Origin of the sequence: Chitinophaga filiformis, from assembly GCF_900102545.1 — a bacterium.
GTDB classification, from domain to species: domain Bacteria; phylum Bacteroidota; class Bacteroidia; order Chitinophagales; family Chitinophagaceae; genus Chitinophaga; species Chitinophaga filiformis.
This window is the reverse complement of sequence record NZ_FNBN01000001.1, coordinates 455094-472426: the sequence shown is the minus strand read 5'-3', so window position 1 is coordinate 472426 and position 17333 is coordinate 455094. Positions and strand designations below refer to the sequence as shown.

Here is a 17333-nt window from a genome sequence, read left to right as displayed (position 1 = left end):
TTTTAACTAGCTGTTTAACAGTGCGATACAGCGATCGATCTCTTTTATATAATCATTGATCTTGCTTCGCATTTCCTTTCTGAATTCTTCATCGTCTTCCCGGCTGGACGGTGTACCCTGGGTGGCTACGGCCATTTTGGCCAGGTGGAGCTTGTTTTCCAGGGCGGCGATCGTTTCATCCCGGGCTGCCAGTGTTTCTTCCTGTTCCTGCAATTGCTCTTTCAGCAATACATTCTCAGCCTGCACCTGCTGCAGCTTTTTCAACAACAAATGGAGCTTATCGTCTATCCTTTGTATGTACTGCTCTAAAGCCATAAAATTCAATTCATTATTAAGAATTAAGAAGCGTGGCTATCACCCCGTTCTTAATTCCTAATCCCTGATTATTTTCTGATTTCTGCCTGTAACTGTCCTTCGAATGCTTTTACCAGTTTATCCATTACCGCATCAATCTCTTTATCGGTAAGGGTCTTCTGCGCATCCTGGAAGGTGAAGCTAACGGCATATGACTTTTTATTAGCGCCCAGTTTCTCACTCTCAAAAACGTCAAACAGGTTCAGTTCCTGCAGCAGGGAAGATTTAACCGTTTTGGCGGCCGCTTCCACAGCAGCAAATTTTACCTGCTTATCCAGTACGAGGGCGAGGTCACGACGCACCGCCGGGAATTTCGGTATTTCCTTATAAAAGTTATCGCTTTTTTGCAGTAATCCCAATACAATTTTCCAGTTGAAGTCGGCAAACCACACTGCTTGCTTAATATCGAACTGTTTCAGTTTCTGTGCGTTAACAGCGCCAAGCACTACTACCGGCTTGTTCTTCACACTGATCTGCCAGCCATTCTGCAGGGCATCGCTTTCGGCTTCTGCCCACTGCAGGCCGCTGATACCCAGCTGTTTGAAGAGGTTCTGTATGTAGCCCTTCAGGAAGTAGAAATCTACCGGCTCGGCTTTATGCATCCAGCTTTCCGTTCTTTTCTGACCGGTCAGATAGAGGCTCAGGTGAGCAGTTTCTTCATATTTACCCTCTCCGCTAACCGCATAAGTGTTACCGAATTCGAAGAACAACAGGTTGTCATTGCGACGGTTCAGGTTGTGTGCGATGCTTTCCAGGCCGGTTTCCAGCATGGAAGGACGCATTACATCCAGGTCGGCGCTGAGACTGTTGATCATCTTTACCGTATGCTGCAGCACTTCAGGTGTAAAATACTTACTATTTGTGATAGAGTTGGTGAAAATCTCATTAAAGCCGTTGGATGCCAGGTAATTAGCAGCCTTTTCACGTACTTTCTCCCTGTCCGGTTTTGGATTGGCAGAAGGAGTGATCAGCACCTGCGCAGGGATCTCTATATTATCCAGGCCGTCAATACGCATTACTTCTTCCACGATATCTGCCGGGATGCTGATATCCGGTTTGCTGTAAGGTACGCTCACGCGCAGCCTTTCAGCATCTTTTTTAAGAATGCCGAAGCCCAGGCTGCTCAGGATATTTACTATCTTATCTTCAGGATAAGCTTTTCCGCTCAGTTTACAGATATAATTCCAGCTGGTCTCCACTTCTGTCTGCACCTTGGGATGAGGATATACATCAATCACTTCTGAAGCTGCCTGACCGCCGGCCAGTTCGCAGATCAATGCGGCAGCGCGCTGTAGTACATATGCTGTTGCCGAAATATCAGTTCCTTTTTCGAAACGGGCAGCAGCGTCTGTACGGAGTCCGTGACGGAAAGAGGTTGGACGGATGCTGGCTGCACTGAAACAGGCACTTTCCAGGAAGATGTTTGTAGTAGTATCCTTCACACCGGAATGCAATCCGCCGAAAACACCGGCAATACACATCGGCTCACCCTTGCCATTGCAGATCATGAGGTCTGCGGCATCCAGTTTACGTTCTTTTTCATCCAGCGTTACAAAAACCGTGTTCTGCGGCAGGTTCTTCACGATAACCTGGCGGCCTTCAACGGCGTCTGCATCAAAAGCATGCAGCGGCTGACCGGTTTCATGCAGGATGAAGTTGGTAATATCTACTATATTATTAATAGGTCTTACACCGATGGCCAGCAGCTTATTCTTCAGCCAATCGGGGGAAGGAGCGATCTTCACACCTGTGATGGAAATGCCACTATACCGCGGACAAGCTTCCGTATTTTCTATGCTAACACCAATCTGGTAAGGAGTAGCTGCCTTGGGCAGGGTGGAGAGTTCAGGCGTTAATGCCTTGTATTTCAGTGTGTTTTCACTGTTGTTCAGGTAGGCGCACACATCTCTGGCCACACCCAGGTGACTCATAGCGTCCATCCTGTTGGGGGTCAATCCTATCTCATAGATCCAGTCCTGAACGGGTTTAAATACTTCCCTGGCAGGAGTGCCGGGTTGCAGGGATGGATCGAGCACCATAATACCGGCATGGCTTTCTCCAATACCGATCTCATCTTCCGCACAGATCATTCCATGGCTCTCTTCTCCGCGGATCTTCGCTTTTTTCATGGTCAGCGGTTCGCCGCTGGCAGGGTAGATAGTGGCCCCGATAGGTGCAATTACTACTTTTTGTCCGACAGCCACGTTGGGTGCGCCGCAAACAATGTGCAGCGGTTCGCCGCTACCTGTATTTACTGTTGTTAATCTCAGTTTATCGGCATTGGGATGGGGTGCTACGGTCAGTACTTCGCCGATTACCAGTCCCTCAAGACTGCCCTTTACGGACTCAAATTGTTCCAGGCTTTCCACCTCAAGGCCTATACGCGTCAGAATAACAGATAGTTCCTCCGGCGTGGGTTTAACCGGCAAATAGTCACACAGCCAATTGTACGAAATAGTCATTTGTAAATTTATATAAGTCCGTAAAGTTAGTGTAAATCACGAATAGTCCCTATATACAGGATGGAATAGCGGCCCCGTTCTGTTGGTTGCCGGTAAACCCGGGGGGACTTTATCTTCCTTTAGCAGACGGTAAGCGTCGAACAAGCGTCGAACAAGCGTCGAAGAAGCGTCGAACAAGCATCGAAGAAGAAGGGCTTTCCCTGTCCCATTTCTGGGCCGCGCCCAACAATCGCACCAAATTATTACCGGTAACCCGGATACGAAACCCGGCTGTGGAGAAATGTGCAAATCGACAAAATCTATGTGTGAAACTTTTTTACACATTGTTTGTGAATATCCAGACCTTTGTGTGGGGATATTGTGTGAGTTTGGTGGATAACGAAACGATAGTCAGTGTATAACTGTCATTTTGCGGGTGCATAACCTGTGCATGTCACCTTATAAATTATATACCCTGGCAAACTTTAGAAAATCGAAAAATGCGGTTACCTTAGTTTGTAAGGCCCAAAAAAGTTCACAATTTTATAAAATGAGAAGAGCTCAAATGGTACAATAAATTGTAAAGGACAAACTAGGAAGCCACGACACTTAACTTTTTGATTAACAGACTAATCACGAACATATAGATGGATCTCAATCTAAAGAAAGACCGCAACGTACGTCGGAAGTCGTCCGTTGACGTATCTACCATGATGTACGGCAAAATTCCTCCGCAGGCAAAGGAGATGGAAGAGGCTGTATTGGGAGCCATTATGCTGGAGAAAGGAGCTTTTGACACAGTGGTAGAGATATTGAAAGGTGAATGTTTTTACGTAGAAGCACATCAGAAGATATTTACGGCCATGACCCGGCTGGCAGGTAAATCCATGCCGGTGGACATTCTGACCGTTGTGGAGGAACTGCGTTCAATGGGCGAACTGGAAATAGTAGGCGGCCCATATTATATTACCAGGTTAACCAACATGGTGGTTTCTTCCGCCAACATTGAGGCGCATGCCCGTATTATCCTGCAGAAATTTATCCAGCGGGAACTGATTCGCATATCCGGAGAAATTCTGAGTGAATCTTACGAAGACACGGCAGACGTATTTGACCTGCTGGACTCCGCGGAAAGTAAACTTTTCGAGGTGACCAACAACCACTTACGTAAGAACTACGACAGTATCGACCGCGTATTGGTGAATACCATGAAGCGTATTGAAGATCTGCGTAACCGTGGGGATGATATTACCGGGGTACCTTCCGGGTTCCCTTCACTGGACAAGGTAACTTATGGCTGGCAGTCGACGGATCTTATCATCATCGCGGCACGTCCTGCGGTGGGTAAGACGGCTTTCGCACTGAACCTGGCCAGAAATGCCGCCCTTCACCCGAGATTCCCAAAAGGAGCCGCGGTGTTCTCTTTGGAAATGTCCTCCGGACAGATCGTACAACGTATCCTGTCCGCGGAGTCTGAAATAAAACTGGAAAAGATCACCAGGGGTAAACTGGAAGAGTATGAAATGAAGAAGCTGATGACCCATGGTATTGAACGCCTGGCAAAAGCGCCTATCTTCATAGATGATACCCCGGCACTGAACATCTTTGAGTTACGTGCGAAAGCCAGAAGGCTGGTACACAATCACGGGGTAGGGGTGATCATCATCGACTACCTGCAGCTGATGAGTGGTAGCGCCGATGGAAAGGGCACCAACCGTGAGCAGGAGATCAGTAAGATCTCCAGGGACCTGAAAGGACTTGCGAAAGAGTTGCACGTGCCGATCCTGGCCCTCTCCCAGTTGAGCCGTGATGTGGAAAAGCGTAAAGATGGTAACAAGATGCCGCAGTTGAGTGACCTCCGTGAATCCGGAGCGATCGAGCAGGATGCTGACATGGTAATGTTCCTGTACCGTCCTGAATACTATGAGATCAACACCAACGAGATGGGCGAATCCAACAAAGGTGAAACCCACGTGCGTATAGCTAAACACCGTAACGGTCAGCTGGATACCATCAAGTTGCGTGCGGTACTCGAATTCCAGCGTTTTGAGGATGATGGAAGCCTGGAGAACCCTGGTGGTGGAAGCAGTAACGCATTTGCAGGAATGCGTGGTGGTAATGACGGCGGTGGCAACGATGAAGCGAAGCTGTATATCCAGAAGGGTTCCAAGATGAACGACATGAATTTCGATGACGGATTTGAAGATGCTCCTTTTTAAGTAAACAGAATTAGTAATAATACTGAAAGGCGCTCCTTCACCACGGAGCGCCTTTTTTAATTTCCCCCTAATAATACTATGTGGACTAAATATCGGCTGTACTACAAAGACAATTTCCGGTTGGCATACCCTGTTGTTATTTCCCAATTAGGACACGTTTTAGTGGCCTTTTCTGACACGATCATTATCGGCCATACAGGTGATGTACCCCTGGCGGCAGTAGCGCTGGGAAGCAGTTTATTTTCCATATTCATGGTGGTAGGAATTGGTATGTCTTACGGCCTTACCCCGCTGATTGCCCAGGAACATGGTCGTAAGAATATTGCCCAATGTGGTTTCCTGTTGCGCCATAGCCTCGTCATTAACATCGTGCTTGGGGTGTTATTGTCTACCGCCATCATAACCGGCAGTAATTACCTGCATCTGTTGGGGCAGGAGGAAGACGTACGCGTACTGGCAAGACCATTCTTACAGTTGCTGGGCATTTCTTATTTCCCGCTGATGATCTTCCTGACGTTTAAACAGTTTGCGGAAGGGCTGGGATTCACCCGGCAGGCCATGAACATCAGTATCATCGGCAACGCATTGAATATAATCATAGGGATCACACTGGTGTATGGATTGTTTGGAGCGCCCAGGCTGGGTGTGATTGGTGTGGGGATTGGTACGCTGACAGACAGGGTACTGATGGCGGTTGCCATGACCTGGTATGTGTTGTCATCTCCCCGTTTCAAGGCCTATCTGGTGAACTTCCGGCAGCGTTATTTGTCCATGGCGGCCATTAAGCAGATCCTGGGTATCGGTACGCCTGTTGCCCTGCAGTATATATTTGAAGTGAGCGCCTTCAGTAGTGCTATCGTAATGGCAGGCTGGATAGGGGCCAGGGAACAGGCGGCCCATCAGATTGCGATCAACCTGGCGTCTATTACTTATATGATGGCCAGCGGTATCTCTGCTGCCGCAGGTATCAAAAGCGGGAATCATTTTGGTGCAAAACAGTGGCGGGAGCTGCGGTTTTCCGCCATTGCAAGTTATCATATGGTACTGGTGATGATGGGGATAGCGGCGCTGATCTTCATGTTGGGTTGCAGGCTGCTGCCATTGATGTATATTAATGATCCTGCTGTTATTGATATTGCTGCTAATCTGCTCATCATTGCTGCGTTCTTCCAGTTGTTTGATGGTACGCAGGTAGTAGGATTGGGTATCCTTCGTGGATTGGGAGATGTACGGATGCCGACTGTGATTACGTTGCTGGCATATTGGGTGCTGGGATTGCCTGTGGGTTACTTCCTCGGGATTTATCTGGGGTATGGTGTACAGGGAATCTGGTGGGGATTGCTGATAGGACTGCTGGTGGCGTCGGTATTGTTGTTTTTCAGATTTCAGCATAAGACGAGGGGCGTAGTGGCGGATGTGTAAATAGAATCACTTTCGGTAGATTTGTAATGATGGATAATCTCGAATCATATAGAAAAAAGCTCGCAATTAGTGAAATGCTTTTGGCTTTTGTGCTCTTTAGCGAAAAGGGAATTAAAGCTGTGGAGAAGATGTATCCGAACCAGATAGCGTTTGTTCTGGAAAACAAGCATAAAAGTATAACAGAAGTGAAGCACCAGTTACTGCATTTGTGTTAAAATCTTTGGCCAGGTTATATCACAATATTATATTTGACTACGAGTTATATTTATCTGAATAATATACTGATTTGTTACCTTGAAAAAATAAGTGAATGTCTTATCGTACTGAAATTAAAATGATTGAGCAAACAGTATCTTCAATTGAAGATACTGAGCAGTTTATTCTGCATGGCTCAGACGAACATTTGGACCTTATACTGGATGTCCAGAAAGGATTTTCTAACATTGCGGAGTTAACCAGGGGAATCGTAGATGATATTGAAAAGAACTTCAATAGCTATACATCAGAAAAGGCAAAAGACATAGTGGACAAGGCCTTCCTGATTTTCAGCGGATCGGAAAAAATCAATACTTCAATTATAAATGCTGGCTTACAGAACGAAGTTCGCACACAGCTGGAAATGTTTAACAATGAAGTAAATGACCTGCGCGAGATCACTAACGATCTTTCGCGTTATAAGGTAAACAGAAATGAAGATTATAACTCATTGTTCAACGATTAATCCCAACTCCATTGCCTGTTTTTTATACAATCTCTTCTGTAAGAAGTGATTTGTCCCGTTATAAGAAAAACAACAGTTATAGCAATTGTTGTAACGATTTATGTTCGTTTTTCCTGAACAAGTCAATAGACGATATATTTAGTCTGCCTCAGATTCTATATGATAATGGTGATTTCCGGTACTTAAAATCCCGGCTCGACAACTCCAATAATGGTAAGGGAAAGAGCTGTGGCTATAGGTTATATTATTATGTTGATCGGGAGAAGGAATGTGTTACGCTACTTGGGTTTTATCCAAAGGTTGGTAAATATGGGAAACCGGATATAAGTAAGGCAGAAGAGAAACAGATGATATTGGACTATAAAGAAGAGTTACGCGCGGGCTTGTTGGTAGAACACAGCATTAAGAAAAACTTTGTTGAAGAAGTCGAAGTATAAAAGATATCTTCTGTACCGCCTTTTCACTAGCCAATGAGGCGTTTTTTCATTTATTTCCAGCATATACCCAGGATACAACTCATATGCAATTCATATGCTCCCCATATTCACCAAGTAACCGATATTTGCAAAAATTTCAACAGGCAATCATGTTTTACGCAAAAGACATCACCTCCGGCGCCGGACATTACACCATGGACGAACCTACTTCCAAATACTGCATCCAGGTGCTTCGCCATGAGGCTGGCGACGAAGTGCTGCTGGCCGACGGTCGTGGTGGCAGATATACCGGCGTTATCACGGACGACAACCGTAAAAAGTGTGTGGTGCAGGTGAAAAACTATGAACTGATGCCGCCCGTAAAAGCGCCTGTCCGCATTGCCATTTCCTTTACTAAAAATACCTCCCGTATAGAATGGTTCCTGGAAAAAGCGACCGAAATCGGTATGCAGACCATCATCCCCCTGGTGAGCCAACGTACCGAAAAGGAAAAGTTCCGTGCCGACCGTTTTGAGAATATTTTGGTCTCCGCCATGCTGCAATCGCAGCAATATTACCTCCCGGAACTAACCGCCCCCGCCACTTTTGAAGCCCTGGTGCAGCAGCCACCTGCTGACCAGCTGTTTATCGCGCATTGCCTGCCGGAACAGAAACAACACCTCTGGCAAGCCATGCAGCCAGGTAAGGATAGCCTGCTGCTGATCGGCCCCGAAGGCGACTTCACCCCCGAAGAGATCAAACTGGCACTCGAGAAAGGATTCCAGCCCGTCTCCCTGGGAGATACCCGCCTGCGCACGGAGACCGCCGGAATAGTAGGTTGTACCACGATGAACGCAGTTAATGCCACTGCCTTATAATTCCCTAACACATAAAGAAAAAATATCAGAACAAGCGTTTTCCTGATAAGTAATCCCATATTGGAAAAGTGAAGATTTAATTGTAGATTACACACTTATAAGGGCTTTATACTTTTCACGTGAAGAACGCGCACATTCATCCGGATTCCACTTGCACGGATAATTACCTGTGGGACATGATCAGGGCTGATTCCGTTGACGCTTTTAACGAAGTGTACAACCGGTATTGGGACCTGTTATTCCATGTCACCATGAAGCGCCTCCACGCCAAAGAGATCGCAGAGGAGATCGTACAGGATACCTTCATCATTCTATGGGAAAAAAGACACGACATAGAGATCTCCGCCCTGAAACCCTACCTCTTCGCCATCACCCGTTACGCCGTATTTCATTACCTGGCCAGCAGGCAGACCATTGCCTCCAGGATGAAGACTTTATCTCAGATGGCTGAAACAGCCGGCAGTAAAGAGGGAGATGTGGAATCACTGGTAAATGACAGGCTGCTCCTGCAACTAATAGAAACCGTAGCCAATGAACTGCCGGAAAAAAGCCGGCAGGTATTCTATTATAATAAACTGCTCGACTACTCCATCACACAGGCAGCTGAAACTTTTAATATATCACCCAAAACTGCCGAAGGCCACCTCACCAAAGCCCTGAAAATATTACGCCTGAAACTAAGCGCACTACACACTTTCCTCTTCTGAAAAAAAATCTTTCTTCCGGGCAAGGGTAAATTGTCAGTTATACACTCTTAATTAGTATAACTCGGAAATAATGCCTGACGATTACATCCACGAACTTGCCCGCAAATGGCTGGCAGGCACCGCCACAGCCGAAGAGATCAACATCCTGATGCAATGGTACGGAAAGGAAGAAATGGATCTGGTCAGGAATGAAGACAATCCCAGGAGGCGACGTCTGTCCTCCGTATGGTGGATGGCAGCAGCTGTTATGATAGCCGCGGGGATCTGGGCTTTGTATCCGAAGAAGGCGGAAAAGAAACTTGTCGTATACGTACCCAGGGAACAGCAGAACAAGATCGTACTGCCCGACAGTAGCATCGTTTGGCTGAATGCTGACAGCAAGCTGCAATATAATGACGGACCACAAAGCAGGGAAGTTACACTCAGTGGTGAAGCGTTTTTCGACGTGAAAAAGGCTGCCCGGCCATTTGTCGTAAAAGCGGGCGGCAGCACTACAACTGTACTGGGTACGAGGTTCAATATTAAAGCCTATAGCGGCGAGCCAACTGCTATTACCGTCGCTTCCGGAAAGATACGGGTGGAAGATGAAAGAAAACATATTACAATACTGACAGCCAATAAACAGATCACGCTGAAAGAAACAACAGACAGTACCGCCGAAAGAACGGTCAATGCAACTGTCTACCACGCCTGGATACAAGGAGGTTTTGAAGTGAACAATGAAACATTTGAATCCGTTGCAAACATGCTAAGCAGGAAGTACAATGTAGCTTTCCATTTTGAGAACGATGCACTGAAGAAGTGCACATTCATTGCCAGCTTTGACGAACACACACCTATGGATAGAATACTGGAACTATTGTGTAAGATCAACAATTCCACGTTCCGCATCAGTCAGGATAAAAAAGAAGTATATATCAGCGGAGAAGGGTGCCAATAATATTTCACAAAAATCAAGCAATCCCGTTATGAAACAAACAACAGCATTTCCCGGCAATACCACATAAAAAATCCTTTCCTGAAAGGAAAGGATAACATAGCGCTGTCTGCATAAGAGTCTGCAAACCATACATGCAACGCAGGCGCTACGGCTTTGTATTCTATTACATCATACAAAATGCAATTAAAGATATGAAATACTACGGTATTTTGACAGGGAAGCCTATGGGCATCACCCACCATTATTTACCAGACCTTTTGTTTAAGCTAATGCGAACAGTGATCATGATCATGATAGTGCTGTGTACAACAACGTTGTTGCTCATTGCCCGTAATACCAGCGGACAGGACCTGAACACCGTGATGTTGCAGCTGAATATCAGGGAAGGAAAACTTGATAAAGTATTAAAACGCATAGAAACACAGGCGCCTTTCCTCTTTGTTGTAGATGGCGCGCTGGCCGGCAATACGTCCGTGCCTGCGCTGGAAAACAAGGAACGCTCACTGAAAGAGGTGCTGGACGCGTTACTGCTTCCGCATGACCTGTTCTATGTACAGGAGGGAAAATATATCATTATTAAAAGAATGCCAATGTCTGCCGCTATGCAGGCTGCGGCGAAAGGCGTGCCCGTGCCTGTAGGTATGGACAAGGTGATCACAGGCATGGTGACCGACGAAAAAGGCCAGCCATTACCCGGGGTGAGCATTGTGGTGAAATCGTCAAGGGCCGGTACCATCACCAACGAGAAAGGCGCCTTCTCACTCGAAGCAAGGAGTGAGGCCGATACACTGCTGATCAGCTATATCGGTTACCGCACCCAGGAAATAGCCGTGAGAGGCCGTAGCCAGCTGAATATCCAGATGGCCTTGAGCGATAACTCCCTGGCGGATGTTGTTGTAATAGGCTATGGCAGCCTGCGGAAAGGAGACCTGACCAGCGCTGTTGCTACAGTAAAATCAGAAAGCTTCGTAAAAGGGAATGTGCTGGATGCCGGCCAGCTGCTGCAAGGTAAAGTAGCCGGACTTTCCATCGGTACACCCAGTGGAGATCCTACCAGCGGCTCACAGATCCTGTTGCGCGGCAATACCACCCTGTTAGGAGCCAACGCTAACCCCTTAGTACTGATAGACGGTATCCCCGGTGATCTGAAGACCGTCGCGCCCGAAGATATTGAATCCGTGGATGTATTAAAAGACGGTTCTGCCGCTGCTATCTATGGTACCCGTGGTACCAATGGTGTGATCATTATCACTACCCGCAGGGCCAGTGGAACCTATAACAACTCTGTGGAATATAGCGGCTATGTCAGCACACAGACCATTGCCCGCAAGCCAGATATGCTGACAGCTGCAGATTACCGGAAACAGATCGCAGATGGTACCAGAGACGCTTCCTGGGACCAGGGCGCCAATACTGACTGGTTAAAAGAAATATCACAGACGCCATTAACACATGTACATAACCTGACAATGAGGGGTGGTAATGCGAAGACAAATTATCTCGCGAATGCGAACTACCGCTCCCTGGAAGGTATCATGAAGAAATCAGACAATAGGACCTTCACCGGTCGCATCGATATCAACCACAGTATGCTGGATGATAAACTGCGCATAAACCTGGGTATGCTGAGTGCCAACAACAGGTATACCACTACCGGCGATGGTTTCAGTTTTAATGGTTATACCTACAGACAGGCCCTCATCCGTAATCCAACTTCTCCGCTCCGTGATTCACTGGGGAACTGGTATGAACAGACAGGCCTGTTTAACTACGAAAATCCGGTGTCAAGACTTATGGAAAGCGATGGCCGGAACACTTCCCAGAATACACGTCTGAATGGTTCACTGACCTTGCTGCCAGTACAGGGACTGAAGCTGTCTGCCTTATTCTCTTATACGCACTACAATGAAGACAGAGGATACTCGGAAACCAAAAAGCATATCTCCAATTTGAGAGACAGCAGGAACGGTTATGCCTCTGTTGGCTCAACGCAAAGCATGGACAGGCTGATGGAGCTGACCGCACAATACACCGCTAATGTCAGACGACATAAATTCACAGCCCTGGCAGGATACAGCTACCAGGAGCGGGAGTACAACAGTCACTGGATGCAGAACTGGGACTTCCCGACAGACCGTTTTACTTATAACAACATCGGTATAGGACAGGCATTAAAAGAAGGACTGGCACCGGAATACAGTGATAAGACAGAAACAAACCTCATTGGTTTCTTCGGCAGGGCTACTTATAGTTATGATGACCGTTACCTGTTAATGGCCAGTTTGCGTCATGAAGCCGCCAGCCAGTTGTATGGTACGAAGCAACCATGGGGTAACTTCCCGGCTATCTCTGCCGGATGGCGTATCAGCAATGAGGCGTTTATGAAAAGTCAGACATTGTTCGATGATCTGAAATTACGTGTAGGTTATGGCGTTACAGGTACACAGCCTACTGATCTTTTCCTCGGTGTGGCTATCCTGAACTACGGCAGCTATGTATATGTAAATGGCGTATGGATCCAGACACTGGGCCCTTCTCAGAACCCTAATGCCGACTTGCGCTGGGAAGAGAAGCATGAAACCAATGCAGGATTAGACTTTTCCATGCATAGCGGCAGGATCAGCGGTAGCGTGGATTACTACATCCGCCGTATCAATGGATTGCTGTATGACTACCAGGTGCCTAGTCCTCCAAACCTGTATCCTACCACCCGTGCGAACGTAGGTAAGATGGAAAATAAAGGCCTGGAAGTATTGGTGAACTTTATTCCGGTGAAGACAAAGAATTTCGAATGGACCTCCAGCGTGAATTTCTCTACCAACACCAATAAACTGGTCAGCCTTTCTAATAATCTCTACAAAACTACCAACAACTACTTTACTACCGGTGGTACCGGTGAGCCGATCCAGACCTTTACACATATCGTGAACATCGGTGATCATATCGGTGATTTCTATGGCTTCAAGGTGGTAGATATTTCTGAAGATGGTAAATGGATCTATGAAGGACGTGATGGAAAGCCCGTGCCTTATGACAGCTACCAGCATGCGTTCGAAGACAAACGAGTACTGGGGAATGGCCTTCCGAAGTATTATGCCGGATGGAACAACACTTTCCGCTATAAACAGTTTGATCTGAATATTACTATGCGTGGCGCTTTCGACTATCAGATACTGAACTTTCAGCGCATGTATTATGAGAACACAGGCCTGCAGCAGTACAATCGTTTAAAATCAGCTTACGATAAGGTATTCGGTAAGGCGGTATTAAGTAAAGACATGCCGCTGGAGTTTAACAGCTACTATGTGGAGAATGGCGATTTCTGGAAAGTGGATAATATCACACTGGGATACAATTTCCGGAACCTGAAACTAAAATACATGCATTCCGCACGTGTCTATGTTTCTACGCTGAATACTTTTACCATCACCGGGTATAAGGGTATAGACCCTGAGGTGAACAGGCTGGGACTGGCGCCTGGCAATGATGACAGGGATAAGTATCCTTCTGTTAGGACATTTACTGTGGGTGTAAACATGAATTTCTGATCCGTTAATTTCTGCCGTTATGAAACAATCTATCAAGACAATATTACTGGCAACGCTGTTACTGGTGTCTGCCTGCACCAAGTTAAAAGATACAAGCTATAACCAGATCATCGCCGGACAATTCGATCCTTCTGCAGAAGACCTGGCTTCGCTGGTAGGCGCTGCTTATGTAAACTGGCGTTTTGTGCTGAATGACTGGAATGGTTATGCCCGCATACAGGAAGCTACCTCTGATGAAGCGGTAATTCCTGCACGTCCGAATGGCTGGGTGGATGGTGGCATCTATCGCCGTTTACACGAGCATAAGTGGACCGCTGATGATGATGTGACTATCAATACCTGGAACCGTACTTATGCCGGGATTACCAATTGTAACCGTGTGATATATCAGTTGGAATCAGGAAGCATTCCTGTCAGTAGTGGCAAAGAAGAAACACTGGCAGAGCTGAAGGTATTACGTGCATCCTACTATTATGTGCTGTGTGATGTATATGGCAATGTGCCCATCGTGACCAGGTTTGACGTGCCAGACGGATTTCTGCCGGAACAGAGTACCCGTAAAGAGGTATATGAATTCATCGTTAAGGAAATCAAAGATAACCTCCCCTTATTGAGCGATAAGAATGATAAAACAACTTATGGTAAGTTCAATCAGTGGGCGGCCTATGCTTTATTGGCAAAGATGTACCTGAATGCGGAGGTATATGCTGGCACTCCCGCCTGGGATGAATGTATTGCCACCTGTGATGCTATCATCAATTCAGGCAAAGGCTTTATACTGGAACCTGTACAACGCAGTGTATTTGTAACAGACAATGAGAATTCCAAAGAGATCATTTTCGCTTTGCCATTTGATGAAACATATGTGACGGACTGGAATGCCTTTGACATTCATATGCAGACATTACAACCTGCCTGTCAGGCTACCTACAATCTCAAGTCAACTCCTTGGGGCGGTATCTGTGCTATCCCGCAGTTCATCAATACCTTTGATACTGACGATGCACGTTATCGCGACAACTGGATCAAGGGACAACAGTACAGCGCTGCCGGCGCCGAACTGAATTGTACGATGGGCGCTTACACAGGAAAGCCACTGGCCTTTATCAACGAGGTACCGGGTATTGATCAATCAGAAGAAATACATGGTTTCCGTTTGGGTAAATTTGAAATCAAACAGAAAGCCAACGTACAGCTGAGTAATGACTGGCCTTTATTCCGCTATGCAGACATCCTCATGATGAAAGCGGAAAGCCTGTTAAGGAAAGGTAAGGCCGACGATGCAGCCACGCTGGTAACACAGGTAAGACAAAGGAATTTCACGGAGCATCCGGAGAAAGCCCTCGTTACAGGTGCTGACCTGTTAAAAGGAAGTGTGTATGATTATGGTTTGCGCGATCACCTGAATCATACAGAACAGGGAGGTGCTGATATCCAGTATGGCCGCTTCCTGGATGAACTGGGCTGGGAGTTTACACAGGAAGACCGTCGCAGGCAGGACCTGATCCGCTTCAAAGTGTTTACTAAGAAGTCATGGTTCTCGCATACGTCTAATGGAGACTACCGGACACTATTCCCTATTCCTCGTACTGAGATCAATAAGAACGGCAACCTTAAACAAAATGATGGTTATTAATTTATATAGGGTTATGAAAAAACAATTGTTATCGCTTGCATTGCTGTATGCAGTTCCGCTCTGCGCACAGCAGGCAGACTATCCTGTGAGGCCGGTGAATTTCACTGCCGTACAGTTGACGGACAGCTTCTGGCTGCCGCGTGTACGCACGAATCATAACGTGACGATTCCTGCATCATTTGCAAGATGTGAAAGTACAGGCCGCGTGAAGAACTTTGAGATGGCCGCAGCGAAAGAAGGGAAGTTCTGTACGAAGTTCCCCTTCGATGATACGGATATCTATAAGACTATCGAAGGTGCTTCTTATTCTATGGCCGTTACTCCTGATAAGAAGATGGATGCCTATGTCGATTCGCTGATCGCTATTGTGGCCAAAGCGCAGGAACCGGATGGATACCTGTATACAGCGAGAACAATTGATCCATTGCATCCACACGACTGGTCGGGACCGGAACGATGGGTGAAGGAACACGATGGCAGCCATGAATTATATAACTCCGGACATATGTTTGAAGCGGCCTGTGCGCATTACCTGGCTACAGGCAAACGCAATTTCTTCGACATTGCGCTGAAGAATGCAGACCTGCTGGTACAGACCTTTGGTCCCGGCAAACGTGGCGTTGCTCCCGGGCATGAAATAGTGGAGATGGGACTGGTACGTTTATACCGCGTTACCGGAAAGAAAGAATACCTGCAGCTGGCAAAGTTCTTCATTGACGAAAGAGGTAAACGGCAGTATAATTCCAAGAGCCGTAATCCATGGGAGAATGGTAAATACTGGCAGGATCAGGAGCCGGTTGTAGAACAATCCGAAGCAGTAGGACACGCTGTAAGAGCAATGTACCTGTATTCGGCAATGGCTGATATAGCAGCGCTGGAAAACGATACCGCTTATCTGCATGCCATTGACAGGATCTGGAATAATATGGCTACCAAAAAGATCTACGTACAGGGTGGCATCGGTGCTATACCTGATGGGGAGCGCTTTGGAGAGAACTATGACCTGCCTAATGCTACCGCTTATAATGAAACCTGTGCAGCTATTGGTAACGTCTATTGGAATCAGCGTATGTTCCAGTTGCATGGCGATGCTAAGTATGTAGATATGCTGGAGAAGATCCTGTACAATGGATTGATATCAGGTGTAGGGCTGGATGGTAAGTCTTTCTTCTACACGAATGCTATGCAGGTGCGCAGAGGGATGCATTATCACAGCCTGGAGGAAACACGCTCCGGATGGTTTGAATGCTCCTGCTGCCCGACAAATATGACACGCTTCCTGCCTTCTCTGCCGGGTTATATCTATGCACAGAAGGGACGTGAAGTGTATGTCAACCTGTTTATGAACAGTACTGCCTCATTACAGGTAGAAAAGCAGAAGGTCAGGATTGTACAGTCGAATAACTATCCATGGGAGGGAGATCTGCGATTCAATATCGATCCATCCGCTGCCACTGAATTCACATTAAAAGTGCGCATACCCGGTTGGGCCAGGCAGGAAGCTATTCCCGGAGGGATCTATTATTTTAAGGCTGGTAAGGCAGACAGTGTGCTGATCAAAGTAAATGGTCAGCCGGTAAGCTATCAGCTGGAACAGGGATATGCGGTGATCAACAGGAAGTGGAACAAGAAGGATGTGGTGGAAGTGAAATTGCCAATGGCGACACATGAAGTATTGGCTGATCAGCAGGTAAAAGATGACAATGGCAAAGTAGCTATTCAGCGCGGCCCATTGATGTATTGTGCAGAGTGGAAGGATAACGACGGCCGTACCAGTAATCTCTTATTGCCTGATGTATTTCAGCCTGAAGTAAGGAAGGACCTGCTGAATGGTGTGGTTGTATTGAAAGGTGAAGGTAAAAGTATTAATGTAAATGAGCAGCAGCAACAGGTTAATACAGTACCGAAGCAGGTAACACTGATCCCATATTATGCATGGGCAAACAGGGGAGAGGGCGAAATGAATGTATGGTTCCCGGAAAAAATAGTGGACGTGGAAATACTGGCTAAGTAATCCATCAGCAACATCCCAAAGGAGCTGTGTATTTGCA

At 46.7% G+C, this 17333-nt stretch carries 11 protein-coding genes; 9 read left to right on the top strand and 2 right to left on the bottom strand.

Translation table 11 applies throughout. The features are described from left to right. Positions 1–6 precede the first annotated feature (6 nt). Both BLR32_RS01990 and pheT read right to left on the bottom strand, forming a co-directional pair. Positions 7–315, bottom strand: coding sequence for a hypothetical protein (locus tag BLR32_RS01990; protein ID WP_089828560.1), 309 nt, complete (start codon positions 313–315; stop codon positions 7–9). A 68-nt stretch (positions 316–383) separates the two neighbouring features. Next, entirely contained in the window at positions 384–2816 is a 2433-nt protein-coding gene (pheT, locus tag BLR32_RS01985; protein WP_089828559.1) for a phenylalanine--tRNA ligase subunit beta, read from the bottom strand. 626 nt (positions 2817–3442) lie between these two features. On the opposite strand from pheT, the gene dnaB reads away from it, so the two are divergent. The 9 genes from dnaB (at position 3443) to BLR32_RS01930 (ending at position 17296) form a co-directional block, all read left to right on the top strand. Continuing rightward, complete coding sequence (gene dnaB, locus BLR32_RS01980) at positions 3443–5014, top strand: replicative DNA helicase (protein WP_089828558.1); 1572 nt, start codon at positions 3443–3445, stop codon at positions 5012–5014. A 78-nt stretch (positions 5015–5092) separates the two neighbouring features. Beyond that, the gene (locus BLR32_RS01975; RefSeq protein ID WP_089828557.1) at positions 5093–6436 is read left to right on the top strand and encodes an MATE family efflux transporter; all 1344 of its coding nucleotides are present in this window, start codon (positions 5093–5095) and stop codon (positions 6434–6436) included. Positions 6437–6746: 310 nt separating this feature from the next. After that, positions 6747–7157: a hypothetical protein gene (locus BLR32_RS01965; RefSeq protein ID WP_089828555.1), complete on the top strand. Its 411-nt coding sequence runs from the start codon at positions 6747–6749 to the stop codon at positions 7155–7157. Between the two features lie 586 nt (positions 7158–7743). Continuing rightward, on the top strand, positions 7744–8451 hold the full coding sequence (locus tag BLR32_RS01955) for an RsmE family RNA methyltransferase (protein ID WP_176842131.1): 708 nt from the start codon (positions 7744–7746) through the stop codon (positions 8449–8451). Between the two features lie 119 nt (positions 8452–8570). Continuing rightward, positions 8571–9158 (top strand): sigma-70 family RNA polymerase sigma factor, encoded by a 588-nt coding sequence (locus BLR32_RS01950; protein WP_143011330.1) that lies wholly within the window; start codon positions 8571–8573, stop codon positions 9156–9158. Positions 9159–9228: 70 nt separating this feature from the next. Continuing rightward, positions 9229–10098, top strand: a complete 870-nt coding sequence (locus BLR32_RS01945) for a FecR family protein (RefSeq protein ID WP_089828551.1) — start codon at positions 9229–9231, stop codon at positions 10096–10098. A gap of 191 nt (positions 10099–10289) precedes the next feature. Continuing rightward, the gene (locus tag BLR32_RS01940; RefSeq protein ID WP_218124139.1) at positions 10290–13646 is read left to right on the top strand and encodes a SusC/RagA family TonB-linked outer membrane protein; all 3357 of its coding nucleotides are present in this window, start codon (positions 10290–10292) and stop codon (positions 13644–13646) included. A gap of 19 nt (positions 13647–13665) precedes the next feature. Then, entirely contained in the window at positions 13666–15282 is a 1617-nt protein-coding gene (locus BLR32_RS01935; protein ID WP_089828550.1) for a RagB/SusD family nutrient uptake outer membrane protein, read from the top strand. A 13-nt stretch (positions 15283–15295) separates the two neighbouring features. Continuing rightward, positions 15296–17296: a glycoside hydrolase family 127 protein gene (locus BLR32_RS01930; protein ID WP_089828549.1), complete on the top strand. Its 2001-nt coding sequence runs from the start codon at positions 15296–15298 to the stop codon at positions 17294–17296. Positions 17297–17333: the final 37 nt, after the last annotated feature.

Excerpts from the sequence above, each read along its gene's own strand:
- BLR32_RS01930 (WP_089828549.1), top strand. The coding sequence starts at position 15,296 with ATGAAAAAACAATTGTTATCGCTTGCATTGCTGTATGCAGTTCCGCTC.
- BLR32_RS01935 (WP_089828550.1), top strand. The coding sequence starts at position 13,666 with ATGAAACAATCTATCAAGACAATATTACTGGCAACGCTGTTACTGGTG.
- BLR32_RS01945 (WP_089828551.1), top strand. The coding sequence starts at position 9,229 with ATGCCTGACGATTACATCCACGAACTTGCCCGCAAATGGCTGGCAGGC.
- BLR32_RS01965 (WP_089828555.1), top strand. The coding sequence starts at position 6,747 with ATGTCTTATCGTACTGAAATTAAAATGATTGAGCAAACAGTATCTTCA.
- BLR32_RS01990 (WP_089828560.1), bottom strand. The coding sequence starts at position 315 with ATGGCTTTAGAGCAGTACATACAAAGGATAGACGATAAGCTCCATTTG.
- BLR32_RS01975 (WP_089828557.1), top strand. The coding sequence starts at position 5,093 with ATGTGGACTAAATATCGGCTGTACTACAAAGACAATTTCCGGTTGGCA.
- BLR32_RS01955 (WP_176842131.1), top strand. The coding sequence starts at position 7,744 with ATGTTTTACGCAAAAGACATCACCTCCGGCGCCGGACATTACACCATG.
- dnaB (WP_089828558.1), top strand. The coding sequence starts at position 3,443 with ATGGATCTCAATCTAAAGAAAGACCGCAACGTACGTCGGAAGTCGTCC.
- BLR32_RS01940 (WP_218124139.1), top strand. The coding sequence starts at position 10,290 with ATGAAATACTACGGTATTTTGACAGGGAAGCCTATGGGCATCACCCAC.
- pheT (WP_089828559.1), bottom strand. The coding sequence starts at position 2,816 with ATGACTATTTCGTACAATTGGCTGTGTGACTATTTGCCGGTTAAACCC.